Below are 22,892 nucleotides of genomic sequence, written 5' to 3'. Positions count from 1 at the left end.
CCGAGCGAGTTGATGCTGGTCAGCAGGCCGATCTGATCCGATTCAAGACTCCACTCCTTGGCCAGCGCCGCAACGACAAAAGAAACCATCCCGACGTCCATGGCGTCGAACATCCAGCTCAGGCCCGCGCTGAAGAGCAGCTTGCGCTGCTTCGGGCTCTTTAGCAATGTATTTGCTCCCATGTTGTTATCCTCCTCTATTCCGTCTGCGTAGTTGTATATAATTCGGCTAGAAATCCAGAAACAGCGACGCATTGAAATACTGCCTGGCCAGCGCCTGAAAATAACAGGCCTGGACCGAGACTGCGGCGACCAGAAGCGAGTTTTGCACCGTTTCCCTCTGCGGACAGTTCAGGTGGGCCAGCCGTTTTACAGCCGTCTCGGCCGCCTGGGCCAATCTCTCCCGCCCCGTGAGCCTGTCCTGCCGGTGTTCTTCATTGACCCTGTTCTGTTCGAACATTAAGGTGTATGCGCCGTATAGTTGAACAGGCTCAAGCAGATCGTCGTCGTCCCGCTCCGGTCTTAGAAACAGCATGCGGAAGAGCCGGTTAATGCTCCGGAAGTCGAGCGAGGACTTCAGATCATCAATCATGAACAGCATCGCGGCCTGGTTGATCGAATACTTTTTCCCTTCAAGCGGAGAGCCCAGATATTCCTTGAAATCTCGTTTCACCCAGTTCTGCATAGCGGTAATGGAAATTGTGGAATACTCTATTAGCGCTCCAAGCGCGGCAATTTCCTGGAGGGACAGCCCCTTCGCCTTTCCGCCTTTAATTATTTTTTGCAGGATGGGAGGAATTTGGGTGGACAAGAACGCGTTTAGCGATGATCCCTCTCTCATCTCCCGTTGATGAAGCTTTGCCCATGCTTCCTGCAAAATATGCAGCGGAGTTTGACCGGACGTTCCGGTAAGCGAAAGCAGCAGCGAGGACATCTCCGCGCGGGTTAATGTAAAGGATTCCATAGCTGTCAGTCCTCCTTTTAATCATCGGTTGTCAACCTTAACACAGGAAATTTGAATTATTGCCGAAAAGTTCGTAAAATAAGTTCATATGAACTCGTATTTTGAGTATAACCTATTTTACGAAGGAAAGGGATGGTACCGATTATATGGGTATAGGACTTAGTTTGACGTTGGTGGGGGTTTTGATTGTTTTCACAGCTTTTTTTGTAGCTACGGAATTTGCAGTGGTGCGGCTGCGGGGAAGCCGAATCAGCCAAATGGTGCTCGAAGGACGCAAAAATGCGCTTGCCGTTCAAAAGGTTTCCGCTAATCTGGACGGCTATCTGTCGGCCTGCCAGCTTGGCATTACCATCACTGCTCTGGGCATCGGCGCCCTCGCGGAGCCCGCTTTTGAGCAGCTTCTCTATCCGATCTTCCACTGGATCGGCATCAGCAGCGAATTCAGCCATGGCCTGTCATTCGTGCTTGCGTTCTTTGTCGCAACCTTTCTGCATGTCGTTGTAGGGGAGCTTGCTCCCAAGACCGCAGCCATCAACAAAGCCGAAGAAATCAGTCTCCTGACCGCCAAACCTATCATCTGGTTCTATCGCATCCTGTATCCTTTAATCTGGCTGCTTAACGGCTCCGCCAACCTTCTCGTCCGCCTGTTCGGGATGAAGCCGGCCAGCGAGCATGAAGAGGCGCACTCGGAGGAAGAAATCCGTCTGATCCTCTCCGAGAGCTATGAGAGCGGCAAGATCAACAAAGCCGAATACGGCTATGTCAACCGCATTTTTGCTTTTGATGAAATGCTGGCCCGTGAAATCATGGTTCCGCGTACCGACATGATATGCCTGTATACCAATAATTCGCTTCAAGAGAATCTGGACATTATCCGTAAAGAGCAGTACACCCGTTTCCCGGTGGCCGAAGGCAACAAGGACAATATCGTCGGGATGGTCAATACGAAGCAGATGTATCTGGAATATGACAATAACCCCGGTTTCAATTTCAAGGATCTTGTTCATCCTGTCCTGACCGTTTCCGAGGTGACGCCGGTCAAGACGCTTCTGACGCGCATGCAGAGGGAGCAAGTGCACATTGCCCTGCTGCTGGACGAATACGGCGGAACCTCCGGACTGATTACGATCGAGGACATTCTGGAAGAGATTGTCGGCGAAATCCGGGATGAATTTGATGCTGATGAACGCAAAAATGTGGAGAAGCTCAGCGAATCCCGCTACCTGGTTGACGGCAAGGTATCTCTTCCCGAGGTGCGCAAGCTGACTGGCCTGGAGCTTGACGATGACGAAGTGACAACGATCGGCGGATGGCTGTACAGCCATCTTGAAGAGCCTGCGGTGGGCAAGGAAATTGTCCAGGACCAGACGACGCTTATCGTCCGCGAAATGAACCGTCACCGCATCAGCAAGGTGGAAATCTCGATCCGGCCAAGCCGCGAGGAGACGCTGGAGGAATCACTTACGCAATGACAAACGCGGCCCGTTCTCACATGCAGAGCGGGCCGCTTTCTGATTATCCGTCAATAATTTTACTCATATAGAGCTCATCCACCCAGTCCCCGTCTACCTTAAGCGACTTCACTTTGGTCCCCTCGGGGGTGAAGCCGCATTTGGTGTACAAGGCAATAGCCCGCTCGTTATGCTGCATTACCGTCAGCTCCAGGCGTACGAGACCACTCTTTTCCGCCCAGGCTATAAGCCCCCGAAGCAGACCGCTTCCAACGCCCATTCCCTGATAGCGCTTCAGCAGTCCCATGACGAGATAAGCGCTGTGGCGGTTGCGGTTTACGCTGCCTCCTCTGGCTGAAACATAGCCCGCCAGCTGTCCGTCCACTTCGGCTCCGATCAGGGTGGAGGTTTCAGACCGGGCGAACCCTTCGATCATTTCCTGAACCTGTTGTACATTGGTTTGCCGCTCGCCCGGCTCCAGCAGCATAAAGGCTGTTTCTGTGTCCAGGCTGTGCTGCAGACGAAGAAGCTCCCCGGCATCGCCGGGAAGCAGTTCCCTGAAAGCCACTTCCATTTGTGTCACACTTCCTATCCAATCCATATCTGTCATCCTAGAGATATTTCTTAAAAAGCTTGCCAGATGAAATATTGCTGTCATTTCCTGCCGATTGTTTAGGGGAACCGCATATTAATATGATATAATTTGTCACAATGCATGGACCAACTACTGATACCGGGAGAATGACCTATGGCCAACTTATCCTACGGCGGGCTGCGCCTTACTCCGCCCAAAATTCTTTCACTAGGCTTTATTCTGTTAATCGCCGCAGGCACCGTGCTGCTGTCTCTTCCCATCTCATCGGCCCACGGCCGGATTTCCTGGATTGACGCGCTGTTCATGGCGACCTCCGCCACGTGCGTGACCGGGCTGGCTGTTGTCGATACCGGCACGGGACTTACGACCTTCGGCCAGATCGTGCTGCTCGTGCTGTTCCAGTTCGGGGGCCTTGGCTTCGTAACGATGGCTACGCTGGTCACGCTTGTTCTCAACCGACGGATCTCGCTTAAGGAGAGGCTGCTGCTGCAGGAGTCGATGAACCAGAACTCCATGCAGGGAATCGTGCGCCTCATCCGCCGGGTTCTGATTTATTCGCTTGCGATCCAGCTTGCGGGAGCGTCCGTGCTGGCCCTCCGGTTTCTGGAGGACATGCCCGCAGGCAAAGCGATATACTACGGGATATTCCACAGCATTTCGATTTTTAATAACGCCGGCTTCGATCTCTTTGGCGATGTGCACGGACCGTTCAGCGGTTTGACGCGCTACGTGGAAGATCCGGTCGTGAATATCACGGCGATTCTGCTTATTTTTCTGGGCGGCATCGGCTTTATTGTGTTGTCCGATGTAGTCGACTTCCGCAAACGGAGGCGGCTTACCCTTCACTCCAAGGTGGTACTGTCGACTTCCCTTATTCTGATCGCGGCCGGAGCGGCAATATTTTTCTGGCTGGAAATCTATCATACGCTGAAGCCGCTCAATCCCGGGGGAAAAGTGATGGCTTCGTTCCTGCAAGCACTTACTCCCCGTTCCGGCGGGGTCACGACTATAGATATATATAAGCTTAGGGAATCCACTCAATTCCTGATTATTCTATTGATGTTCATCGGCGCGGCTCCCGGCTCGACCGGAGGGGGGATCAAGCTGACGACATTCGCCCTGCTCATCGCCGCCGTGTACTCGCGCATTCGGGGCAGAGAGGATGTCGTCTTGTTCCGGCACCGGCTGTCCAAGGAGAACGTCTACCGGGCCATAACCATGACACTGCTCTCTCTGCTCCTGGTGGTGTGCGCCACGATGCTCCTCTCCATAACCGAGCAAGCCGGTTTCCTTGCCGTCATGTTCGAGGCGGTGTCCGCGTTCGGCACCTCCGGGCTTACCATGGGTCTGACGACGGAGCTTACAACCATCGGGAAGCTTCTCATTATTATTCTCATGTTCATGGGACGGACCGGGCCGCTGACGCTGGCATACGCCCTCAGACCGACCAAGGGCAAGGAGCTGTACCGCCATCCCGAAGGACATCTTATGATCGGTTAAGCATGAGGACGGCGGGTGAACCGCCGTTCTTGCTTGTGCGCGCTTGTCCATTTCGGCATTGTGACGGCACTATCCCTCTTCGCCGCTGCCGGTATCCCCGGCGTCCAGAGCCGCGTCCAGCAGCTGATCGAACAGCTCGTCATCCTCTTCCAGCATGGCATCCAGCGCAAGGAACTGCTCCTCGCTGCCGGGCTCGCCCGCAAAGCTGAGGCTGTAATCCCATTCCTTGCCCCTTTTGCTGTAGAACGTAATTTCATAGCGGGCCGCGTGGCCCTCCACGCTGAATACGGTCCTCCCCACATAGCTTCCTTCCTCATCGCGGCGCATGGCCGCTTCCGTAACGACTACGCTCATGCTGCTTCCTTCCTTTCATTCATTCAGGGATATGCGGACCACCTGCCTGCGACAGCTTCGCAATCCTTTTTCAGTATAACATTGTTGCCCGCCCAAATCCTGCTAACAGCCCGGATTGACTTTTTTCATCCGGCGGTTAATAATTTGTTATAACACTCGACAAGTTTAATTTGGAAATATATGGAGGAATTGTTATGACTGAATTTGAAGCAAAGCTCTCCAAATACGCCGACCTGGCCTTGAAAATCGGCGTAAATGTACAGCCGGGACAGGCGCTGGTCGTCAATGCGCCCATCATCGCTGCGGAATTCGTCCGCCTGATTGCGGCCAAGGCGTATGAGGCCGGCGCCAGCCAGGTCAAAGTGAACTGGAGCGACGAACGCATTGCCCGTTTGCAGTTCGAGCATGCCGCCCCGGAGGTCTTCTCCAAAGCGCCGACCTGGTATGCCGGAGAACTTATCGAATTTGCCGAGAACGGCGCGGCCGTCTTGTCGGTCATCGCCGAAGACCCGGATGCGCTGAAAGGGATTGATCCGTCGCGGATTGCCGAATACCAGAAGACCCGGGGACTGGCGCTAACGAAATATTATGAATTTATCATGTCGGACAAAATCAGCTGGAGCATCGTGGCCATCCCCTCCAAGGCCTGGGCCGACAAGGTATTTCCGGATGTCCCGGAGGAAGAGCGGGTAGGCAAGCTGTGGGAGGCGATTTTCCATACCGTTCGTCTGGATCGCGAAGACCCCGTGGCGGCGTGGCAGGAGCACCTGAGAACGCTGGATGAGAAGGCGGCTGTGCTGAATGCGAAGAAATACAAGAAGCTTCACTATGTCGCTCCGGGGACGGACCTGACCGTCGAGCTGCCGGAAGGCCACTTATGGGCGCAAGGGGACAGTATTAACGCCAAGGGCCACGCCTTCGTCGCCAACATGCCTACCGAAGAAGTGTTCACGGCGCCGCTGAAGACCGGCGTCAACGGGACCGTCCGCAGCACGAAGCCGTTAAGCCACGGCGGAAATATCATCGACGGCTTCTCGCTAACGTTCGAGAACGGAAAGATTGTCTCGGTTTCCGCCGAGAAGGGACAGGACACGCTGGAGCATTTGATCGGCCTGGACGAAGGAGCCCGCTATTTGGGCGAAGTGGCGCTCGTCCCCCATCACTCGCCGATTTCGGAATCGAATATTTTATATTACAATACCCTGTTCGATGAGAATGCTTCGAATCATCTTGCCATCGGCACCGCGTACGCATTCTGTCTGGAAGGCGGCAAGAATATGACGAAGGAGCAGCTGCAAGAGCGGGGTCTCAACACCAGTGTGACGCATGTCGATTTCATGATCGGTTCCGCGGAGATGAATATCTATGGCATCACTGGCGACGGAGCGGAAGAACCCGTATTTCTGAACGGGAATTGGGCGTTTTAACTGAGGGGGTACGGAATTTGGATTTCAAGCAAAAGCTGGAAAATTACGCGCTGCTTGCCGTAAAGGTTGGCGTCAATATTCAGCCCGGACAGACGCTGGTCGTCAATGCGGACATTGCATCGGCGGAGCTGGTCCGCCTGGTCGTCCGCAAAGCCTATGAGGCGGGCGCCAAGCTGGTCAAAGTCAATTATTCGGATGAAGTTGTGACGCGGACGCGCTATGACCTCGCGCCGGAGGAATCCTTCCTTGAGCCTCCGAAGCGCTTCGCCGAAGAGATGGAAGAGCTGGCCCGAAGCAACGCCTGCTTCCTGACCATCGTTTCGACTGATCCCAATCTGCTGAAGGGCGTCGAGCCCAAGCGGATCAGCACGCACCAGCGGGTCATGGCCGAGGAGATGGCCGGCTACCGTAAGCTGCTGATGGGTAATCACGCCAGCTGGAGCGGCGTCGCTTATCCTTCGGCTTCCTGGGCAGCCAAAGTATTCCCGGATGCGCCCGAGGAAGAGCGGATCAATCTGTTGTGGGACGCGATTTTCCGCGCGGTCCGCGCGGATGCGGAGAACCCGGTTGAAGCCTGGCGGGCGCATCTGGACGGGCTGAAGCGCCGCTGCGACAAGCTGAATGAGCGCAAGTACCGCAAGCTCCATTACATGGCGCCGGGCACCGACTTGACCGTTGAGCTGCCCGAAGGCCACATCTGGTGCCAGGCGGGTACGGTAAACGGAAAGGGCGTTCCTTTTCTGGCGAATATCCCGACGGAGGAAGTATTCTCGGTTCCGCATCGGGATGGAACGAACGGCACCGTCCGCAGCACCAAGCCTCTCAGCTATGCCGGAAGCATTATTGACGGCTTTACGCTGACCTTTAAGGACGGTAAAGTAACGGATTTTACCGCAGAAGTCGGGCAGGATAAGCTGGAATCGTTATTGTCCATGGATGAAGGGGCGGTATCGCTCGGGGAGGTGGCGCTGGTTCCCCACCGCTCCCCGATCTCGGAAAGCGGCATTCTCTATTACACCACCCTGTTCGACGAGAATGCCTCCTGCCATCTGGCGCTGGGCGCCTCGTACGCCTTCACGCTGGAGGGCGGCACGGCGCTTACGACGGAGCAGCTCATAGAGCGCGGGATGAACCAGAGCCTCATTCATGTCGATTTCATGATGGGCTCGCCCGAAATGAACATTGACGGCATTTTGGAGGATGGCACGGCCGAGCCGATCTTCCGGAATGGCGGATGGGCATAAATAGCCCGTAGTGTGAGCTTCCCGGATTCAAAGGCCAGACACCTTCCAGATCACCCGGGCATAGGCCCGGTTCCTCCTCCAAAGCGAGGCGGGAACCGGGCTATTTGCGCGCTTTGGGCAGATGCCAATCTTCTGCTCTACCCTGTTTCATACCTGGTCAGAGTCTATTTTCGAATTTTGTTCAATTTATAGACACAAAATTGTTGATTTTAATTCACGAAAATGTCACAATAGAGATGTGGAAATCACTTATTCCAAGGAGGCGGTTGCAATGATGAAAGATCCGCATTCGAGTGAGGTCGAACGGGTCGAAGTGGATGAACAGGATGATGAGCCTATTTACGAGAATCGCAATAAGGCCGCCAACGCGGTCAAATATACGGCTTACGTCATGCTGTTTTTCGGTTTCCTGTACTTTTTGGTTGCTTTTATTCTTCCGATGTTCGAATGACCTTCCTTTTTTCACTAATAAAATTCGAAAACGCTTACGGCTACTCCCGGATCTCTTTACGGTGCGGTGAAACAGCCGTTTTATTTTGTTGTCTTGGCCCATATTTTCTGAATCCATGTTGCCGCTGCCGGTGTCCAGACCGGTTCGATCCGGGCCTTCAGCCAGGCAATGGCTTCTTCCTTGTCCCCGGCGAACGGTGCCATTCCGCTCTCGCGCATCCAGTGGGCAGCTGTCTCAAACGACGTGCTGTTCCAGCCGTTCTTCTCGCCGTCGGCATTAAGCCGGGGACGGACGCCGGAAATGACGATATCCACAGAGCCTTGAAGCTCGTTTAAGGCATTGTCAAAAGCGGTCTTCTTCTCCTTGGCTTTCATTTCTGCGGATGCCCGAAGCTGACGCGTCTCTATGCCTTCATTTTCCTCAATGATTTCAAGGATTGTAAGCGCTTCTCTGCCGGACAAGCCGTTGTCATACCGTTCTTTAAGCGTAAGAGCACTTCCGAACGCGGCGGCAAAATAGGGAAACCACTCCCTGGCCACCAGCACCGCCTTTTTCTTCAAAAACTTACCGTAAGCCGCTGTGCCTTCTCCCGGGAACCGGACGCGCCACTTCCACGGATCAAGCTCCGTATCGGTATGCCAGTCCTCTTCTCTGGTCAGTCCTTTAAGCGAAGGATGCTCCGGAATAAGGGGCGCAAGCGGCAGTAGCCCGATGTTCGCCACAAGTTCAGCGGCATCGCCGAATGTAAAAGGCGCTGCCGCTTTGGTTTCATTTTCCAATAATATCCTCTCCTCAGTCGTTGTCTTCATTTCATTCCCTGAACTGGTCAATGCCCGCCAGAAAAGCATGAATTGTCGCGGACAGGCTGACGTTTAAATCAAGCGAAATACTAAAGCCTCCCTTCTGCTCCAGTGATGCGAAGCCGTGCAGGATGCTGCGAAGTCCCCTTACGGCATGCAGTTCTCCCTGCTCGCCAAGCCTGTAGGGTTCAAGTACGCAGGTGATCAGCTTCAGCACACGGTCCCCTTCTTCGATCAGCTCGGCGTTATCCGCATCCGGGGCCTGAAGCGTCATCTCATACAGCCCGGGATGCTGCTTGGCAAATGCGGCATAGCCCTTCCCCATCGCAAGCACAGCGTCGCTGCCGCTTAATCCCTGCGATGCTGAAGACATCGCCTCATAGAGCTGCTTCAGACCGTGTACGGCAAGCTGCGTACGCAGCCCGGCCAGTCCGTCAATGTGATTATACAACGAGGGGGGGCGTACGCCCAGCCTGGCGGCCAGAGCAGCCAGCGTTACCCCCTCCATTCCCTGCTCGTCGGCAATTTCCGCGGCCGCCATGACAATTTTGTTACTACCTAGTCCCACTCTTGGCGACATGATTGAGCCTCCTTTTTTCTTGTGAAATGTGCTGCTGGGCTTTCGCAATCGCGGCGCGCAGCCGTTCTCCCGGCTGTTCAAGCAGATTTCCATGTCCCACCGCCAGCACCGAAGGATTCAGCTTCTCTATCCTGACGGCGCTCTCCAGTGCGGTTTCTTTATTCCAGGTTGCCATCGCTGGAAACGGAAACAGCGGCACCCGTATTCCGGATACAGCAACGCCGCGGAAGGTCTGCATCGCATCGCCCGCGATAACGGCCCCGCTTCTGCGGTCGAAGAAGGACATCGATCCGGGAGTATGACCCGGTGTGGCAATCGCCGTCAGCGAACCGATTTCGTCGCCATCACTAGTTAACTGATCGGGGACGCTCGTTACGTTCCTCGGCACCCCGCCCCGGACCGGAGTTTCCGGCTCGCCTGGCCGCAGCGTGCGGTCGCCGCGCAGCAGCGCCGAGTCCCTCTCGGATATATACAGGTCCACCTGGGGAAGACGCTGCTTCAAAGCATCCACCGCCCCGACGTGATCGTCATGCGCATGGGTCAGCACGATTCGGGCCAGCGGCTTGCGAAGCGACTCGGCGGTGCGGAGAATGCCCTCCAGACTGAAAGGCATCCCTGCATCTATCAGCGTCAGATCCTTTTCCTCTTCTACAATATAGCAGTTCACCGGAAACAGACGCGGCATCCAGGTCAGTTGAAGCAGCTGGCCGTTACGCGTTACTCTCATCATATCCCCTCCAGGAAAACTAATGTTATTAGTTATATTTTAAACTAATGATATTAGTAAATCAACAGTTTTTATCCGTTGACTTTGCCCTTGGGGTAAGGTCTACAGTAGAGCTGAACAAAGTATCCTTACTTAAAGCATGTAGTCCGTATAAAAAGATGAAGAATGGAGGCGAACTTTTGCTGTCGATTGGAGAATTCTCGAAGATATGCGAAGTATCTGCAAAAACGCTTCGATATTATGATGAAATCGGATTAATTCATCCGGATGAGATTAATGCTGACAACGGGTACAGGTATTATTCCATCAGCCAGCTAAAAAAGATGCTCTTTATCAACCGCTTGAAATCTTACCAATTCTCTCTGGAAGAAATCAAAGCCATTCTGGAATTGGAAGAGGATCAATCGGGTGAGAAGCTGTATTCTGCCCTTAGCCGCAAGAGGCGGGAAATAGAGCAGCAGATTAAGGCTTTGGACTATACCCTGAAGCAAATGAGTAATGATATTTCGAATTTGGAGAAGGGCATACCCATGATGTCACGCCTTGACACGATAGAAGTGCAGCTTGTTGAAACCCGGCCAATGAACCTCCTCTTTATCCGTCTGATGATGAGCAGCGACGATTACGCCAAAGGATACGGAAAGTATTTTAGCGGGCTGTATACTAAGATTGCTACTGAGAAGCTAACCTTGCTTGGTACGCCAATGACTATTTTTCACAGTCCTGAATACAATCCTGCCGGCAATGATACAGAGTTTGCTATCCCGATTAAAGAGGCTGTACAGGGAACGAGAGCGCTGCCTGGGGGCCTTTGTGCGCGGTCGGTGTTAAAGGGTTCCTATTCAGAGTTGACATCGGTATACGCCAAGCTGAGGGAATGGGTTGAAAATGAAGGCTATAAGCTGGTGGAATCGCCATATGAGGTATATGTAACCGACCCCAATCAGGTGACCGTTTCTGAGGATTTGGTTACCAAGGTATATTTTCCTGTACAAAAGTCTATTTAGAGAGGGACCTATGATGCAAAGAAACTATTGGCCAACTAAAGAGTGGCTATCTGCCGACCCGGCGGCTCTGGGAATGGACGCTGAGCTGCTTTCCGAGCTTGAACCTGTCATACAATCGGAGTACAGCAATATAAACGGTATTGTTGTTGCAAGAAACGGATATATTGCTTATGAAAAATATAATCATGGCTATGGACCGGATGATCCGCACCATGTAGCCTCTGTCACGAAAAGTATAATCTCCGCCCTCATTGGCATTGCCATAGATGCAAAATATATCAAAAGCACCGACCAGAAGGTGCTCGATTTCTTCCCCGAATATGTTCCGGCTACTGCGGACAGGCAGAAACGGGAAATCACCATACGGCATCTACTCACGATGACCGCTCCCTATCCATTTGAGGACTGGCACGAACCGCTGGACAAGCTGTGTATAGAGCCTGACTGGGTAAAATATACTCTGGATATGCTTGGTCAACAGGGAAGTATCGGAGCCTTCAAGTATTCCACCGCAGGGGCGCACCTCCTTTCAGCCATCATCACCCGCAGCACAGGGACAAGCGCCCGTGAATTTGCCAACGAACGCTTATTTAAACCGGTCGGCATGAAGGAAATCCCGGATTATGAAATGAACTCCTTCGGGTTTGAGGATTTATTCGGGAAAGCTGTGAAAGGATGGGTCAAAGATCCTGGCGGCAACTCCACAGGAGGATGGGGACTGACACTCACCCCCCGCGATATGGCGCGTTTTGGTGTGCTATATCTGAACCATGGCATCTGGGACAACAGCCAGATTATTCCGGGGACATGGATTGACGAAACGACAGCGATGAACCCCCATCATTACGGTTATCTGTGGTGGCTGCGTGAGGAGGACGGAGTTTGTGCCTACTTGGCACTGGGCGATGGCGGCAATGTCATTTGCTGTATCCCGGATAAGAATCTGGTCATTGCCATTGCATCCGAATTCGCCTTGAATGCCCGTGATCGGTGGACACTGATTAAGGAATGCGTTATCCCGGCTGTAATAGACTAAACCTGTTGGCATGGAGTTGTCCGAAAAGCTGGAGCAGCAACCTGGGCCGCTGGAGCGTTCGCATTGTTGGGATTGAAGTTCAGCGTCTGGGAAAGGAGCTAAAGTGCAGGTTTTTCAAATCCGAATCCTTCATATATCGAGAAAGCCTGAATTTATGCAGGAATTTGAGGCCGCATGAGCTGAATACAAGACGGAGTGGAGGAAAAAACTGTATCTCCGCAGGTGCGTGATGCAACGGGTGTTCTCACGCGGCCAAAAGGTGCACAATTTCAGGCTTTCTTCCTGACCCGCATCATCATCCGCATCATCCCCGGCACCCGGATTCCCCGTAGCGGACCATCCCCCGTATTCCCCCCGCCTGATTCCCGCCTCAAACCTAAAGGGCGCCGCCGAAGCCATTTCCATGGCTTACGGGACACCCTCCCTCCAGCTGCAAGCTTAGTCTATAATGCCGTCCTCCGGGTAATGGGCGACGATCTGCAGCCGGGCGGCGGCATCGGTGCGGGGGCGGCTGTCCGGGATGATTTCCGGATAACCGGCATGGAGCATGGCGACGATTTTCTCACCGAGCTTCACCCCGACCTTGCTGCGGAACTCCGGAGCATAGAGATAAGGGTCCGTCTTCCAGATGGTCCCGATCCCCTTCTCCCAGGCGGCCAACTGAAAGTTCTGCACAAGCGCCGACACCGCTGCGTAATCCTCATCCCATTCCCGCTGGCGCGGATCTTCCGGCATGACCACAAGCAGCGTCAGCGGAATGTTCGAGATATACTCCTTACGCTTTGCGGCAACCTCGGGGTCGGCGAAAGCGCGTTTCACGAATGAAAAAGCCGCCTCGGCGAGAAACCTGCTGCCATCGCCCTGAAAAGCGATAAACCGCCACGGCTCTCTCAGACCATGATTCGGCGCCCACACGGCGATATTCAGCAGTTCTTCCAGCACTCCTTCAGGAAGCGGATCGGGCTTGAATTGCTTGATGGAGCGCCGTTCCCTAATGGCGGCGGCCACGGCGGCCGGACTATCAGATACAGGCTTCATAGGCATTACCTCCAGCTCGGATTTAATGAGAATAATTATCAATTATCTTAGCGGATTTTTGCCCATTTGGCAAACCTGAGCAGCCTTCGGGACAGAGTGAAATCACATTGCACAAGAACGCAAAAACACCGCCCTCACGGACAGTGTTCCATGCCTCAGCCAAAACGGCCCATAATATATTCCTGAGTCATCGTATTCTCCGGGTTCGTAAATACTTTTTCCGTCATGCCGTATTCAATCAGCTGGCCGAGATAAAAATAAGCCGTAAAATCGGAAACACGGGCCGCCTGCTGCATATTATGCGTCACAATGACGATGCGCAGCTGCTCTTTCAGTTCTTTAATAAGCTCTTCGACCTTTCCGGTGGACACCGGGTCAAGCGCCGACGCCGGCTCATCCAGCAGCAAAATTTGCGGATTGACCGACAGCGCCCGCGCAATGCAGAGCCGCTGCTGCTGCCCGCCGGAAAGTGCCAGGGCTGAATCCTTCAGGCGATCCTTTACCTCGTCCCACAATGCGGCGCGACGCAGGCTGCTTTCCACAATTTCATCCAGCGCTTTCTTTCCCTTGACCCCGTGGTATTTCGGGCCAAAGGCGATATTCTCGTAAATCGATTTGTAAAAAGGATTCGGCTTCTGCCATACCATCCCGATCTTCTGCCTCAGCTTAATGACATCCGTGCCCGGCGCGTTGATGTCAACGCCGTCAATCCAGATGCTACCCTTGCTGGTCGAACCGGAAATCTCATCATTCATCCGGTTGAGCGACCGCAGAAAGGTCGATTTTCCGCAGCCGGAAGGTCCGATAAGCGCGGTAACCGACTTCTCGGGAAACGGCAGGCTGATGCCTTTTACCGCTTCATAAGTGCCGTAAAATATACTTAAATTCTCGGTCCGAAAATCCCTTTCCATCTTCGGCGCCTTCAAAATCTGCGGGGCTGTAAGTGTCGCTTCCATAATCTTCTTCTCCTCCTGATTAATTCATTCTTCGGGATGCGGTCAGTTTCCGGTAGATCAATCGGCCTACGTAGCGTGCAACCAGATTGAAGATGAGAACTGTGATGACCAGAACGGCTGAGGCTCCGGCGGCAATCTGGGCCGCATCGGGCGCAAGCCCTTCGCTGTTAATCTTCCAGATATGCACGGCCAGCGTCTCTGCCGGGCGGAACGGATTCAGCGGCGAGGACGGACTCAGCGGATTCCAGTTGCCGAAGTCCAGACGCGGGCTGCTCATCCCCGCCGTGAACATCAGGGCAGCGGCTTCGCCGAATACCCGGCCGGCGGACAGAATCGTTCCGGTAATAATGGCGGGCAGCGCCACCGGGAACAGAACCGTTGTGACGATCTTCCATTTGGACAACCCTAGCGCGAACCCGGCTTCCTTCTGCTGGGCGGGAACGCTGCGGAACGCCTGCTCGGTAATCCGCACCATCAGCGGCAGATTGAAAACGGTCAGGGCCAGCGCCCCCGAAACCAGGGAGAAGCCGAGGCCGAAAATATTAACGATCAACAATAGCCCGAACAAGCCGACGACGATTGACGGAAAGGAAGACAGAACCTCAACGATCAGGCGGATGAAGCCGGTGATTCTCCCCGGACGCGCATACTCGGCCATATAGATGCCGGCCCCAAGGCCCAAAGGCACGGTAATCAGCAGCGTCAGGATGAGCAGAAACAACGAGTTGAACAGCTGAGGCCCTATACCGCCGCCCTCGCGGATTTTACGCGGAGCCGATGTGAGGAAGTCCCAGCTGATGTGGCTCATTCCCCGAAACAGAATATATCCCAGCAGACCGGCCAGCACGGCGACGATCAACAGAGCCAAGGTTACGATAACAATAGTGGCGATCTTGTCGACGGCTCTTGCTTTCATCAGATCGACCTCCTCTTCTCCAGCAGACGGACAATGAATACGAATAAGAAGGTCATCAGCATGAGAACAAGCGCCATACTCCACAGCGCGTTATTATGCGGTGAACGCATTGTCGTATTGCCCATACCGAGCGTAATGACACTGGTCAGCGTAGATGCCGACTCAAACAGCGATTTGGGAATGAACGGAGCATTACCGATAACCATCTGAACCGCAAGCGCTTCGCCGAAGGCGCGGGCCATGCCGAGCACGACGCCGGTCAGAATCGCGGGAAGCGTGGTCGGAAGAATAACGCGCGAGATCGTCTGCCAGCGGGTTGCGCCAAGCGCAAATGAAGATTCCTTCAGATTCCGTGGAAGCGCGGACAGCGCGTCCGCCGCCACACTGGTAATCGTCGGCAGGATCATGACCGACAGCACAAGCGCTCCGGCCGCAACGCCGATGCCCTGCCCCGGGAAGACATTCCGCAGGAATGGAACGATGACGCTGAGTCCGACAAAGCCGTAGACGACGGAAGGAATGCCCGACAGCAGCTCGATGACCGGCTGAAGCAGCTTTTTCCCCCATCCCGGTACGATTTCGGTCATGAACAATGCGGCGCAAATGCTCAAAGGACTGGCGATTAACGCGGCCAGGAGAGTCGTGATAAAAGATCCCGCGATAAACGGCAGCGCTCCAAAAGTGGGGTTATCTCCTTCAGGGGACCATTTGGTCCCAAAAAAGAAATCCGCAAGGCTTACCTTATCGATGGCAAATGTTGAAATTCCTTTGGACGTCACAAAATACACCATGGATACGATGGAGATGATCAACAGAAGCACGCATAAGGACATGTAGGAGCGCCCGATAAGGTCTTCGATATGATGTTTTTCTATACGCGATTTGCGGTCCTGCACTCGCATAGTTTCGTTGTTCTGCACTTCAAATTATGTCCCTTCTCTTTAAAGTGAAAAGAGAGGCAGAAGAATTCCGCCTCTGATTCTATGGAAATTTTGGTGAAATTATCTGAATTACTTGTTCGTCACGTTGCCTGCGACGTCGCGGGAAACCTGCATTTTGCTGGCCGGAATATAGCCAAGATCGGTTACGTCGCCGTTTTGAACTTCATCGGTCAAGAAATAGTCCAGGAATGCTTTGACCATTTCATTCGGTTCGCCGTTGGTGTACATATGCTCATACGCCCATACCGGATATTTTCCGCTGACGACGTTGTCCACGGAAGGCTCAACGCTGTCATAGTTCAAGGTTTTAACCGAATCGTCGAGGTAGGACAGGGCCAGGTATCCGATGGCTCCCGGCGTTTCGCCGATCATCTTCTTGACTGTGCCCGAGGAATCCTCCTGGATGGAGCCTTTCAGGTCTTCCGTCTTCGTGCCAAGCGCAAATTTCTCGAAAGTGGCGCGTGTTCCCGAGCTTGCCGGACGGTTGATGATCTGGATCTTCTGATCCGCGCCGCCAACTTCTTTCCAGTTCGTTACTTTGCCGGTGAAAATATCAACCAGCTGCTGCTTCGTCAGATTGTCGACTCCTGCATCCGGATGGGCAACGGCCGCAATCGCGACAACCGCCACCTGATGGTCGACGAGCGCTTTCGCTTTGTCCTCGTCCGCATCCTTCAGCTTCTCTTCCGCGAACACGTCGGAGTTGCCGATATCCACTTGTTTCTCAGCTACTTGCGTCAGGCCCGTACCGCTTCCTCCGCCTTGTACTTGAATGTCCACGCCATTGTTCTGTTCCATAAATTTCTCCGCAACCTGTTCCACAAGCGGCTGAAGAGCCGTGGAGCCGGAAGCAAGAATCGAACCGCTGAGCTCTGCACCGCTTGTCTCTGTAGGCGCGTTGCTGCCCGCTGTGTTATTTCCCCCGTTGTTGCCGCAAGCCGAAAGTGCAAGGACACTTGTTAAAGCCAGTGCCATGATCCAGGATTTCTTAGAGCGCATTATTGTTTGTCTCCTCCTACAATTTGTGATAATAATTAGGCTCGTTCGCCCCTGACATGTTAATTGTAAAATCCCTTCGTTAGTTAAACCGCCTACTTGTGTAAAACGAACGATAAAAAAGGAAATAAAATATGTATAACGCTATAGAAATCATCTATAATAAATTGAAAAAGCCAGTGGATTTTGTCAAATCGGGGGAGTTATCCATGAATATATTAAAGCTGCAAATCGTAGTTCTTATTGAAAAATATAAAAAAGTGACGGATGTTGCCGCAGAGCTTGGCCTGAAGCAGCCCACCGTTTCATTTCATATGAAATCGCTGGAGAATGAACTGGGCACCCCGCTGTTTCAGAGCCGAAGCGGGCGCGTGCTGCTGACCGAAGCCGGCTATGCGCTCCACCAATATGCTGTTCGCATCGTTGCGCTGGCGTCCGAAGCCGAAAGAACGGTCAAGCAGACCGTCTCCCGCTCCAGGATCAAGCTGTCCATCGGAGCGTCAGCGGTTTCGGCCTCATACCTGCTTCCGGCAGCTTTGTCCGGACTCACCGCACAGTATCCCGAGACGGAAACAACGGTGGCGGTGGCGGATAACCGCGTCTTGCGCGAGCGGCTGCGGGGCCGCCAGCTTGAGCTGGCCGTCCTCCACGGCTATGAGCAAGCGGACGAATCCTTGCGGATAACCAGGTTTGCGGATGACGAAGCGGTGCTTATCTTTGCACCGGGACACCCTTTTGCAGCCAAGGATCATATCCGGCCGGAGACGATTTCACGGGAGCCGTGGATTCAGCATGCACCGGGAAGCGCTCTGCGCGAATTGGCCGACCGCTGGACCCAGCTGAACGGTGCGCGTCTGTGGAACAGGGCGGAGACGGACAGCGCGGAGGCGGTCAAGCAATGGGTCATCCAGGGCAACGCGCTCGCCGTTTTTTCCAGAATCGGCATTGCGGCGGAGCTTGAAGCGGGCAGCCTGGAATATCGTCCTCTTCCGGGTATTATGCCGGAACGGGCCGGTTTTTATTTAGCGTGGCGGAAAGATCATGCGCTGACCGAGATTCAGCAGGCTTTGGCGGACAGGTTGATTCACTAAGGAGAACCTCTCATAGCAAGAAAAAGCCAGGCTGATTGCAGCCCGGCACCTAAAGGAATGGCTTATTTTCGTCTTAAAGCTTCGGCTTCTCCGCCACCAGCACAAACGTCTTCGGAATCCCCTTGTCGAACACGTCCGAGGACAGATTCGGTTCTTCCACCAGCTTGTGGATATGCAGGCCGCTGCCTGCGGCCGCGGTCACAATCTCGCCGAGCGTCCATTTGCGCCAATATACGATGTCCGCATGCTCCCCGCTCTCTCCGCCTTCCGGCGAATATTTGGCGTAGGACACCCTTTTCTCTTCAAGCGACGTATCGAAGTAATCCCCTGTCACCTTATGCTTGCGGATTTTGGCGGTGGAGCCTCTGGAGGAAATCAGCTTGGTCGATACGGGATGAAAATCCCGGAGGACAAACCGCCCTCCCGGAGCAAGCAGCGAATGCGCCGTATCCATGAACGGTTTAAGGTCAGTAAAATAGTGCACGATCCCAAGCTCGGCAAACACAATATCGTACGCACCCAGCGGAACCGTCCCCGGCAGTTTTAATACGTCGGAAACCGTATAATCCAGCCGCACTCCCGCAGCTTCCGCCAGCTCGGATGCGTAACGCGCATTGCCTTCGGAGAAGTCGGCCACGGACACTTCGGCTCCAAGCAGTCCGAGCGCCACCGCCTTTACTCCGTTCGAGCCCATCAGGTTCATTATTTTCTTACCGCCCACTTCCCCGAAATAATCCATAAGCGGACTGAGCTTGGCGGAGGGATTATTCCTCAGCTTGGCCGCTGCTTCCTTCGCCGTTCCAAACCGGCTCGTCCACGCGCTGTATGTATCCTCGTTCCACAGCTCTTCGCTGATGGAGGAAGTCACCTCCGAATCGGGTTTCTTGCCATCCTTATGACTGTCATACATTACATAATGCTCCTTCGCGTCGTTTCTCAATTAATATCCAAGTACCGGTGAACTGACCGGTTCAAGAAGCGTTTTCCGGCAAAGTCCGGGCTTCCTGTTCGCGGCTGTCTCTCCGCCTTGCCTCCCTGGCCGCACTCCTCGCCCCCATATACAGATAAAAGGCAAGACCGCCGAGCACAAGCACACCGCCGAACCATTGCTGACCGGACAGGCGCTCTCCCAGCAGCAAATAGGCCAGAATGCACGCCCCTACCGGTTCTCCAAGAATATTCATGGACACGGTAGTAGCCGATGTATACTGCAGCAGCCAATTGAACAGGATATGCCCGAATACGGTCGGCACAATGGCAAGCAGTGTGAAGATGCCCCATTCCCCTGGCGGATAGTCAAAGAAAGCGATGCCCGCCGCCAGATTATACAGAGCGAACACGGCTGCGGCGATGATGAAGACAAACAGGCTGTACAGGTATGACGGCATCCGGACCACCAGCTTTTTGCCAATGAGCAAATGTACGGCCACCGCCACCGTGCCGAATATGGACAGCAGGTCGCCCTTCAGGTTGTCCGAGGACAATCCGATGTCTCCCCAGCCGATCAAGACGACGCCGGCAATCGCCACGCCGAGTCCGGCAATGGCGGCCGCCGCGCTGCGCTCTTTGTACAGGATGTAGGACCCGATCATAATAAACACAGGCTCAAGCGCCATAATCATCGTGGAGCTGGCGACGGAAGTGTACTCCAGCGACCCCATCCACAGTAAAAAATGGAGGGCCAGCATGCAGCCGGAGGCCGTCAGCAGCAGCCAGTCCTTCAGGCTCAGGGCCGACGCCGCTCCGCTGTACGGACGGACGAAGGGAACCATCAGGAGCGAGGTGAACAGCAGCCGGTACATTCCCTGCACGGAAGCCGGAGCCGAGGACCATTTGATAAAAATGGCGGAAAAAGAGATGGCAACAATCCCGGTCAGCATAAGCAGAGGTACGGGGATTGGCGGTTTTTTCGTATTCATGAGGCAGCTTTCCTTTCCATTTGCGTCGGGTGAATATAGCACTTCTGAATAATTTAACGCAGACAGCGGAAAAAATCAGCCTTTTTTTTGAAAATCCGAAAGATTTATCTCCGTCTTCCCGGCTTCACGGTTTCAGCACAACCTTGATGCAATCCTCCTCCTTCTCGCTGAACACCTGGTAAGCATGGGCTGCATGATCCAGCGGAACGCGATGGGTGATGATCTCGGCCGGGTCGAACTTGTTCTCCTTGATCATTCGGTACAGCAGGGGCATGTAGTGAATAACGGGAGCCTGTCCCATTCTCAGCGTAATGTTGCGCTCGAACAGATGCCCCAGCGGGAACATGTTGTACGTTAATCCGTATACACCGGTCAACTGGATCGTTCCGGATTTCCGGACAACCTTTGATGCGATATTAACGGCGTTCAGCGAGCCGCCCTGAAGCTTCAGCGCCGTTTCAACCGCTTCAAGTACGGACTTCTTGGCGTCAAGACCGACACAGTCAATGACCACGTCCGCCCCGCCGCGTGTAATTTCCTTCAAATGAGTGACCAGATCCTTCACTTCGTCAAAGTTGAATGCCTCTACATTGTTCGTTCGCTGCGCGTGCTTAAGCCGGTACGGAACGTTGTCCACCGCGATAACGCGGGAAGCGCCCTTCATCCAGGCAAACTTCTGGGTCAGCAGGCCGACAGGGCCGCACCCCAGAACAATAACGGAATCTCCGGGCTTGACGCCCGCATTCTCGACGCTCCACCAGGCGGTCGGGAGAATATCCGAGAGGAAGAGCAGCTTCTCGTCCTCCATCTCCGCATCCTCCGGCACGACAAAAGGGCCAAAGTTCCCGTAAGGCACCCGCAGCAGCTCAGCCTGTCCGCCGGCATAACCGCCGTACGTCTCCGAATATCCGAGATATCCGCCTGTATCCTTCGCGTCATTCGCGTGATCGCACTGGCTCTCCATTTCATGCTTGCAAAAATAACACTGGCCGCACGCCACAGTAAACGGAATGATAACGCGGTCGCCTTTTTTTACCTTGGTTACCTCGGGACCGGCTTCCTCGACAATGCCCATCGGCTCATGCCCGATTACGTAATTGTCATACATCCCCGGGATATTCCCGTTGTAGATATGCAGGTCCGAACCGCAAATAGCGGTTGAGGTGACCCGGACGAGAATATCGTCCTTTTTTTCAAGCTTGGCGTCGGCGACATCCTTGACTTTCACTCTCTTCTTGCCCTGGTAGGTAACTGCTTTCATGCTGGAATTTACTCCTTTGGAAGAATGTTTTGTTCAAGCTATTTTTATGTTATAACCCGAACAGGGTATCTCTATCCAAGGAAATGTGAACATCAAAAAGGTGCTAAAATACTGTTTGCCCGCAAGAAGACGCACACTGGAACGTTTCCCGGGCTGCACAGCCGAATGGGTCCCGGCCACCTCAGAATATCACCTCGCTCGCGGGCTTCAATGTAACGAAGCGTCCTCCGAGCACTCCGTTATGATGGCGCACGATTTCTTCGCCGGAGAGCCGTCCATTGTCAAATGTGCTGTGGGCATCCTGGACAAGAACCGTAGAGTAGCCAAGGCTGAATGCCCGGCGGCATGTCGAGTCGAGACAAAATTCGCTTTGCATGCCCGCGATAATCAGATGGGTAATCCCCTGACGCTGCAATTCTTCGTGAAGTTCCGTAAGATGAAAGGCATCCCAGGTCGGCTTCTCAATAATCTTTTCCCCGGGCAGCGGAGTAACTCTGGAGCTGATCTGCCATGTAGGCAATCCCTTGGTGTATTCCTGATCCTCCGTATGTTGTATAAAAATCACCGTTGTCCCACTCCTTCGCGCCCTGCCGAGAAGCGATACGATCCGTTCCATTACTCCTTCTTCGTCATGCAGCTTTATCCCTGGATAGGAGAACATCGCCTCCTGAACATCGACCAGAATGAGCGCAGTTTGTGAATCAGCCATCTTGGTTGCCTCCTCCGTTTTTATATAGCCTAAATTATAACAGGAAACAGGGTGTACGGTCTTTTCCTTCCACCTTGTATGTTACACTGAAATTATACTGAGGGAGGAGTGAGAGAATTGAAGAAGATTCTGGTGCTTGGAGGTACCCGTTTTTTTGGCAAAAGGCTGGTGGAACGATTGCTGGAGAATGTGGATAACGAGGTTACGATGCTGACGCGGGGCCATGCGCCCGATCTGTGGGGAGATCGGCTCCGCCGCGTCCATGCCGACCGCACCCACCCCGAAATGCTGGCTTCAGCGGTTGGGGATCAAGTCTGGGATATCGTCTATGATAATATTTGTTATTCGCCGGATGAAGCCGCAGCCGCATGCCGGATATTTAAAGACACCGCGAAGCGGTATATCCTGACCTCCAGTCTGTCCGTCTATGACCCGAGGCCGGAAATATTGACAGAAGACAGGTTTGATCCTGCTGTTTACCCGCCACAAGCCGGAGGAAGAGAGGATTTCTCCTATCCGGAGGGAAAAAGGCTGGCCGAAGCGGTGTTCATTCAGCAGGCAGCGTTTCCTGTGGCTGCCGTCCGGTTTCCGATTGTGCTGGGCAAGGATGATTACACGAAAAGACTGCATTTTCATATCGAGCATGTCCGCCGCGTGGAGACAATGGGAATCCCGAACCCGGAAGCACGCATTTCCTTTATCCGTTCGGATGAAGCTGCGGATTTCCTGCTGTGGCTAGGCTGCTCCAATGTGACGGGACCGGTCAACGCGTGCTCCCAAGGCTCTGTAACCATTAGGGATTTAATCTCTATAATTGAAGCGGAAGTGGGGAAGAAAGCTATAATTCGGGAGCAGACGGCGGATGAGCATATGTCTCCGTTTGGCATCCCGCAGTCGTGGCATATGGACACGGCCAAAGCGGCAGCGGCA

24 protein-coding genes and 1 pseudogene are annotated in these 22,892 nt (G+C 53.8%); 9 read left to right on the top strand and 16 right to left on the bottom strand.

What is annotated here, in order from left to right:
• Both L692_RS0108355 and L692_RS0108350 read right to left on the bottom strand, forming a co-directional pair.
• A pseudogene (locus L692_RS0108355) lies at nt 1-182 on the bottom strand (MFS transporter); the annotation flags it as partial.
• 46 nt (nt 183-228) lie between these two features.
• Nucleotides 229-963, bottom strand: a complete 735-nt coding sequence (locus L692_RS0108350; RefSeq protein ID WP_025698910.1) for a DUF1836 domain-containing protein — start codon at nt 961-963, stop codon at nt 229-231.
• Between the two features lie 146 nt (nt 964-1,109).
• On the opposite strand from L692_RS0108350, the gene L692_RS0108345 reads away from it, so the two are divergent.
• Nucleotides 1,110-2,435 carry a hemolysin family protein gene (locus L692_RS0108345; protein ID WP_025698909.1) on the top strand — a complete coding sequence of 442 codons (1,326 nt, stop codon included), beginning with the start codon at nt 1,110-1,112 and terminating at the stop codon, nt 2,433-2,435.
• A gap of 43 nt (nt 2,436-2,478) precedes the next feature.
• On the opposite strand, the gene L692_RS0108340 is transcribed toward L692_RS0108345, so the two are convergent.
• Complete coding sequence (locus L692_RS0108340; protein ID WP_232238749.1) at nt 2,479-3,015, bottom strand: GNAT family N-acetyltransferase; 537 nt, start codon at nt 3,013-3,015, stop codon at nt 2,479-2,481.
• 147 nt (nt 3,016-3,162) lie between these two features.
• Between L692_RS0108340 and L692_RS0108335 the strand changes: the two genes are divergently transcribed.
• Nucleotides 3,163-4,509 (top strand): TrkH family potassium uptake protein, encoded by a 1,347-nt coding sequence (locus tag L692_RS0108335; protein WP_025698905.1) that lies wholly within the window; start codon nt 3,163-3,165, stop codon nt 4,507-4,509.
• Nucleotides 4,510-4,578: 69 nt separating this feature from the next.
• Here L692_RS0108335 and L692_RS0108330 read toward each other — a convergent pair whose 3' ends face one another.
• Entirely contained in the window at nt 4,579-4,863 is a 285-nt protein-coding gene (locus tag L692_RS0108330) for a hypothetical protein (RefSeq protein WP_025698903.1), read from the bottom strand.
• A 194-nt stretch (nt 4,864-5,057) separates the two neighbouring features.
• Here L692_RS0108330 and L692_RS0108325 point away from each other — a divergent pair, with 194 nt between their 5' ends.
• The 3 genes from L692_RS0108325 to L692_RS28120 all read left to right on the top strand — a co-directional run bounded on the left by L692_RS0108325 (nt 5,058) and on the right by L692_RS28120 (nt 7,985).
• Nucleotides 5,058-6,290 carry an aminopeptidase gene (locus tag L692_RS0108325; protein ID WP_025698901.1) on the top strand — a complete coding sequence of 411 codons (1,233 nt, stop codon included), beginning with the start codon at nt 5,058-5,060 and terminating at the stop codon, nt 6,288-6,290.
• A gap of 17 nt (nt 6,291-6,307) precedes the next feature.
• The gene (locus L692_RS0108320) at nt 6,308-7,534 is read left to right on the top strand and encodes an aminopeptidase (RefSeq protein ID WP_025698899.1); all 1,227 of its coding nucleotides are present in this window, start codon (nt 6,308-6,310) and stop codon (nt 7,532-7,534) included.
• A gap of 271 nt (nt 7,535-7,805) precedes the next feature.
• A complete protein-coding gene (locus tag L692_RS28120) occupies nt 7,806-7,985 on the top strand; it encodes a hypothetical protein (RefSeq protein WP_036722757.1) in 180 nt (59 codons plus the stop codon).
• An 80-nt stretch (nt 7,986-8,065) separates the two neighbouring features.
• Here L692_RS28120 and L692_RS0108310 read toward each other — a convergent pair whose 3' ends face one another.
• The 3 genes from L692_RS0108310 to L692_RS0108300 are packed head-to-tail and all read right to left on the bottom strand — an operon-like array spanning nt 8,066 to nt 10,092.
• Nucleotides 8,066-8,764, bottom strand: a complete 699-nt coding sequence (locus tag L692_RS0108310) for an AlkZ-related protein (RefSeq protein WP_025698897.1) — start codon at nt 8,762-8,764, stop codon at nt 8,066-8,068.
• 31 nt (nt 8,765-8,795) lie between these two features.
• Nucleotides 8,796-9,365 (bottom strand): TetR/AcrR family transcriptional regulator, encoded by a 570-nt coding sequence (locus L692_RS0108305; RefSeq protein WP_025698896.1) that lies wholly within the window; start codon nt 9,363-9,365, stop codon nt 8,796-8,798.
• Nucleotides 9,340-10,092: an MBL fold metallo-hydrolase gene (locus L692_RS0108300; protein ID WP_025698895.1), complete on the bottom strand. Its 753-nt coding sequence runs from the start codon at nt 10,090-10,092 to the stop codon at nt 9,340-9,342. The genes L692_RS0108305 and L692_RS0108300 overlap by 26 nt, the downstream gene beginning before the upstream one ends.
• Nucleotides 10,093-10,271: 179 nt before the next feature.
• On the opposite strand from L692_RS0108300, the gene L692_RS0108295 reads away from it, so the two are divergent.
• Both L692_RS0108295 and L692_RS0108290 read left to right on the top strand, forming a co-directional pair.
• Entirely contained in the window at nt 10,272-11,099 is an 828-nt protein-coding gene (locus L692_RS0108295; RefSeq protein ID WP_025698893.1) for a MerR family transcriptional regulator, read from the top strand.
• 13 nt (nt 11,100-11,112) lie between these two features.
• Nucleotides 11,113-12,135 carry a serine hydrolase domain-containing protein gene (locus L692_RS0108290; protein ID WP_025698891.1) on the top strand — a complete coding sequence of 341 codons (1,023 nt, stop codon included), beginning with the start codon at nt 11,113-11,115 and terminating at the stop codon, nt 12,133-12,135.
• 438 nt (nt 12,136-12,573) lie between these two features.
• Here the strand turns inward: L692_RS0108290 and L692_RS0108280 are convergent, their stop codons facing one another.
• The 5 genes from L692_RS0108280 to L692_RS0108260 form a co-directional block, all read right to left on the bottom strand.
• Nucleotides 12,574-13,173, bottom strand: a complete 600-nt coding sequence (locus L692_RS0108280) for a nitroreductase family protein (protein ID WP_025698886.1) — start codon at nt 13,171-13,173, stop codon at nt 12,574-12,576.
• A 155-nt stretch (nt 13,174-13,328) separates the two neighbouring features.
• Nucleotides 13,329-14,084: a phosphate ABC transporter ATP-binding protein PstB gene (gene pstB / locus L692_RS0108275; protein WP_025698884.1), complete on the bottom strand. Its 756-nt coding sequence runs from the start codon at nt 14,082-14,084 to the stop codon at nt 13,329-13,331.
• 64 nt (nt 14,085-14,148) lie between these two features.
• Nucleotides 14,149-15,045, bottom strand: a complete 897-nt coding sequence (gene pstA / locus L692_RS0108270; protein ID WP_025698882.1) for a phosphate ABC transporter permease PstA — start codon at nt 15,043-15,045, stop codon at nt 14,149-14,151.
• Nucleotides 15,045-15,947, bottom strand: a complete 903-nt coding sequence (gene pstC, locus L692_RS0108265) for a phosphate ABC transporter permease subunit PstC (RefSeq protein ID WP_025698880.1) — start codon at nt 15,945-15,947, stop codon at nt 15,045-15,047. The genes pstA and pstC overlap by 1 nt, the downstream gene beginning before the upstream one ends.
• A gap of 108 nt (nt 15,948-16,055) precedes the next feature.
• Entirely contained in the window at nt 16,056-16,985 is a 930-nt protein-coding gene (locus L692_RS0108260; protein ID WP_025698878.1) for a phosphate ABC transporter substrate-binding protein PstS family protein, read from the bottom strand.
• A gap of 206 nt (nt 16,986-17,191) precedes the next feature.
• On the opposite strand from L692_RS0108260, the gene L692_RS0108255 reads away from it, so the two are divergent.
• Nucleotides 17,192-18,073, top strand: coding sequence for a LysR family transcriptional regulator (locus tag L692_RS0108255; protein WP_025698875.1), 882 nt, complete (start codon nt 17,192-17,194; stop codon nt 18,071-18,073).
• A gap of 73 nt (nt 18,074-18,146) precedes the next feature.
• Here L692_RS0108255 and L692_RS0108250 read toward each other — a convergent pair whose 3' ends face one another.
• From L692_RS0108250 to L692_RS0108235, 4 genes are all read right to left on the bottom strand, one after another.
• Nucleotides 18,147-18,983, bottom strand: a complete 837-nt coding sequence (locus L692_RS0108250; protein WP_025698873.1) for a class I SAM-dependent methyltransferase — start codon at nt 18,981-18,983, stop codon at nt 18,147-18,149.
• Nucleotides 18,984-19,044: 61 nt separating this feature from the next.
• Nucleotides 19,045-19,992, bottom strand: a complete 948-nt coding sequence (locus tag L692_RS0108245) for a DMT family transporter (protein ID WP_025698871.1) — start codon at nt 19,990-19,992, stop codon at nt 19,045-19,047.
• Between the two features lie 124 nt (nt 19,993-20,116).
• Nucleotides 20,117-21,253 (bottom strand): zinc-dependent alcohol dehydrogenase, encoded by a 1,137-nt coding sequence (locus L692_RS0108240; RefSeq protein ID WP_025698869.1) that lies wholly within the window; start codon nt 21,251-21,253, stop codon nt 20,117-20,119.
• A 181-nt stretch (nt 21,254-21,434) separates the two neighbouring features.
• On the bottom strand, nt 21,435-21,962 hold the full coding sequence (locus L692_RS0108235; protein ID WP_025698867.1) for a cysteine hydrolase family protein: 528 nt from the start codon (nt 21,960-21,962) through the stop codon (nt 21,435-21,437).
• A 117-nt stretch (nt 21,963-22,079) separates the two neighbouring features.
• On the opposite strand from L692_RS0108235, the gene L692_RS0108230 reads away from it, so the two are divergent.
• On the top strand, nt 22,080-22,892 hold an 813-nt coding region (locus L692_RS0108230; RefSeq protein ID WP_025698864.1), incomplete at its 3' end, for an NAD-dependent epimerase/dehydratase family protein.

It is taken from the genome of Paenibacillus forsythiae T98, from assembly GCF_000520735.1.
In the GTDB taxonomy this organism is placed as follows: Bacteria; Bacillota; Bacilli; order Paenibacillales; family Paenibacillaceae; genus Paenibacillus_AQ; species Paenibacillus_AQ forsythiae.
The sequence above is the reverse complement of the archived record's forward strand: the minus strand, read 5'-3'. Positions and strand labels throughout refer to the sequence as shown.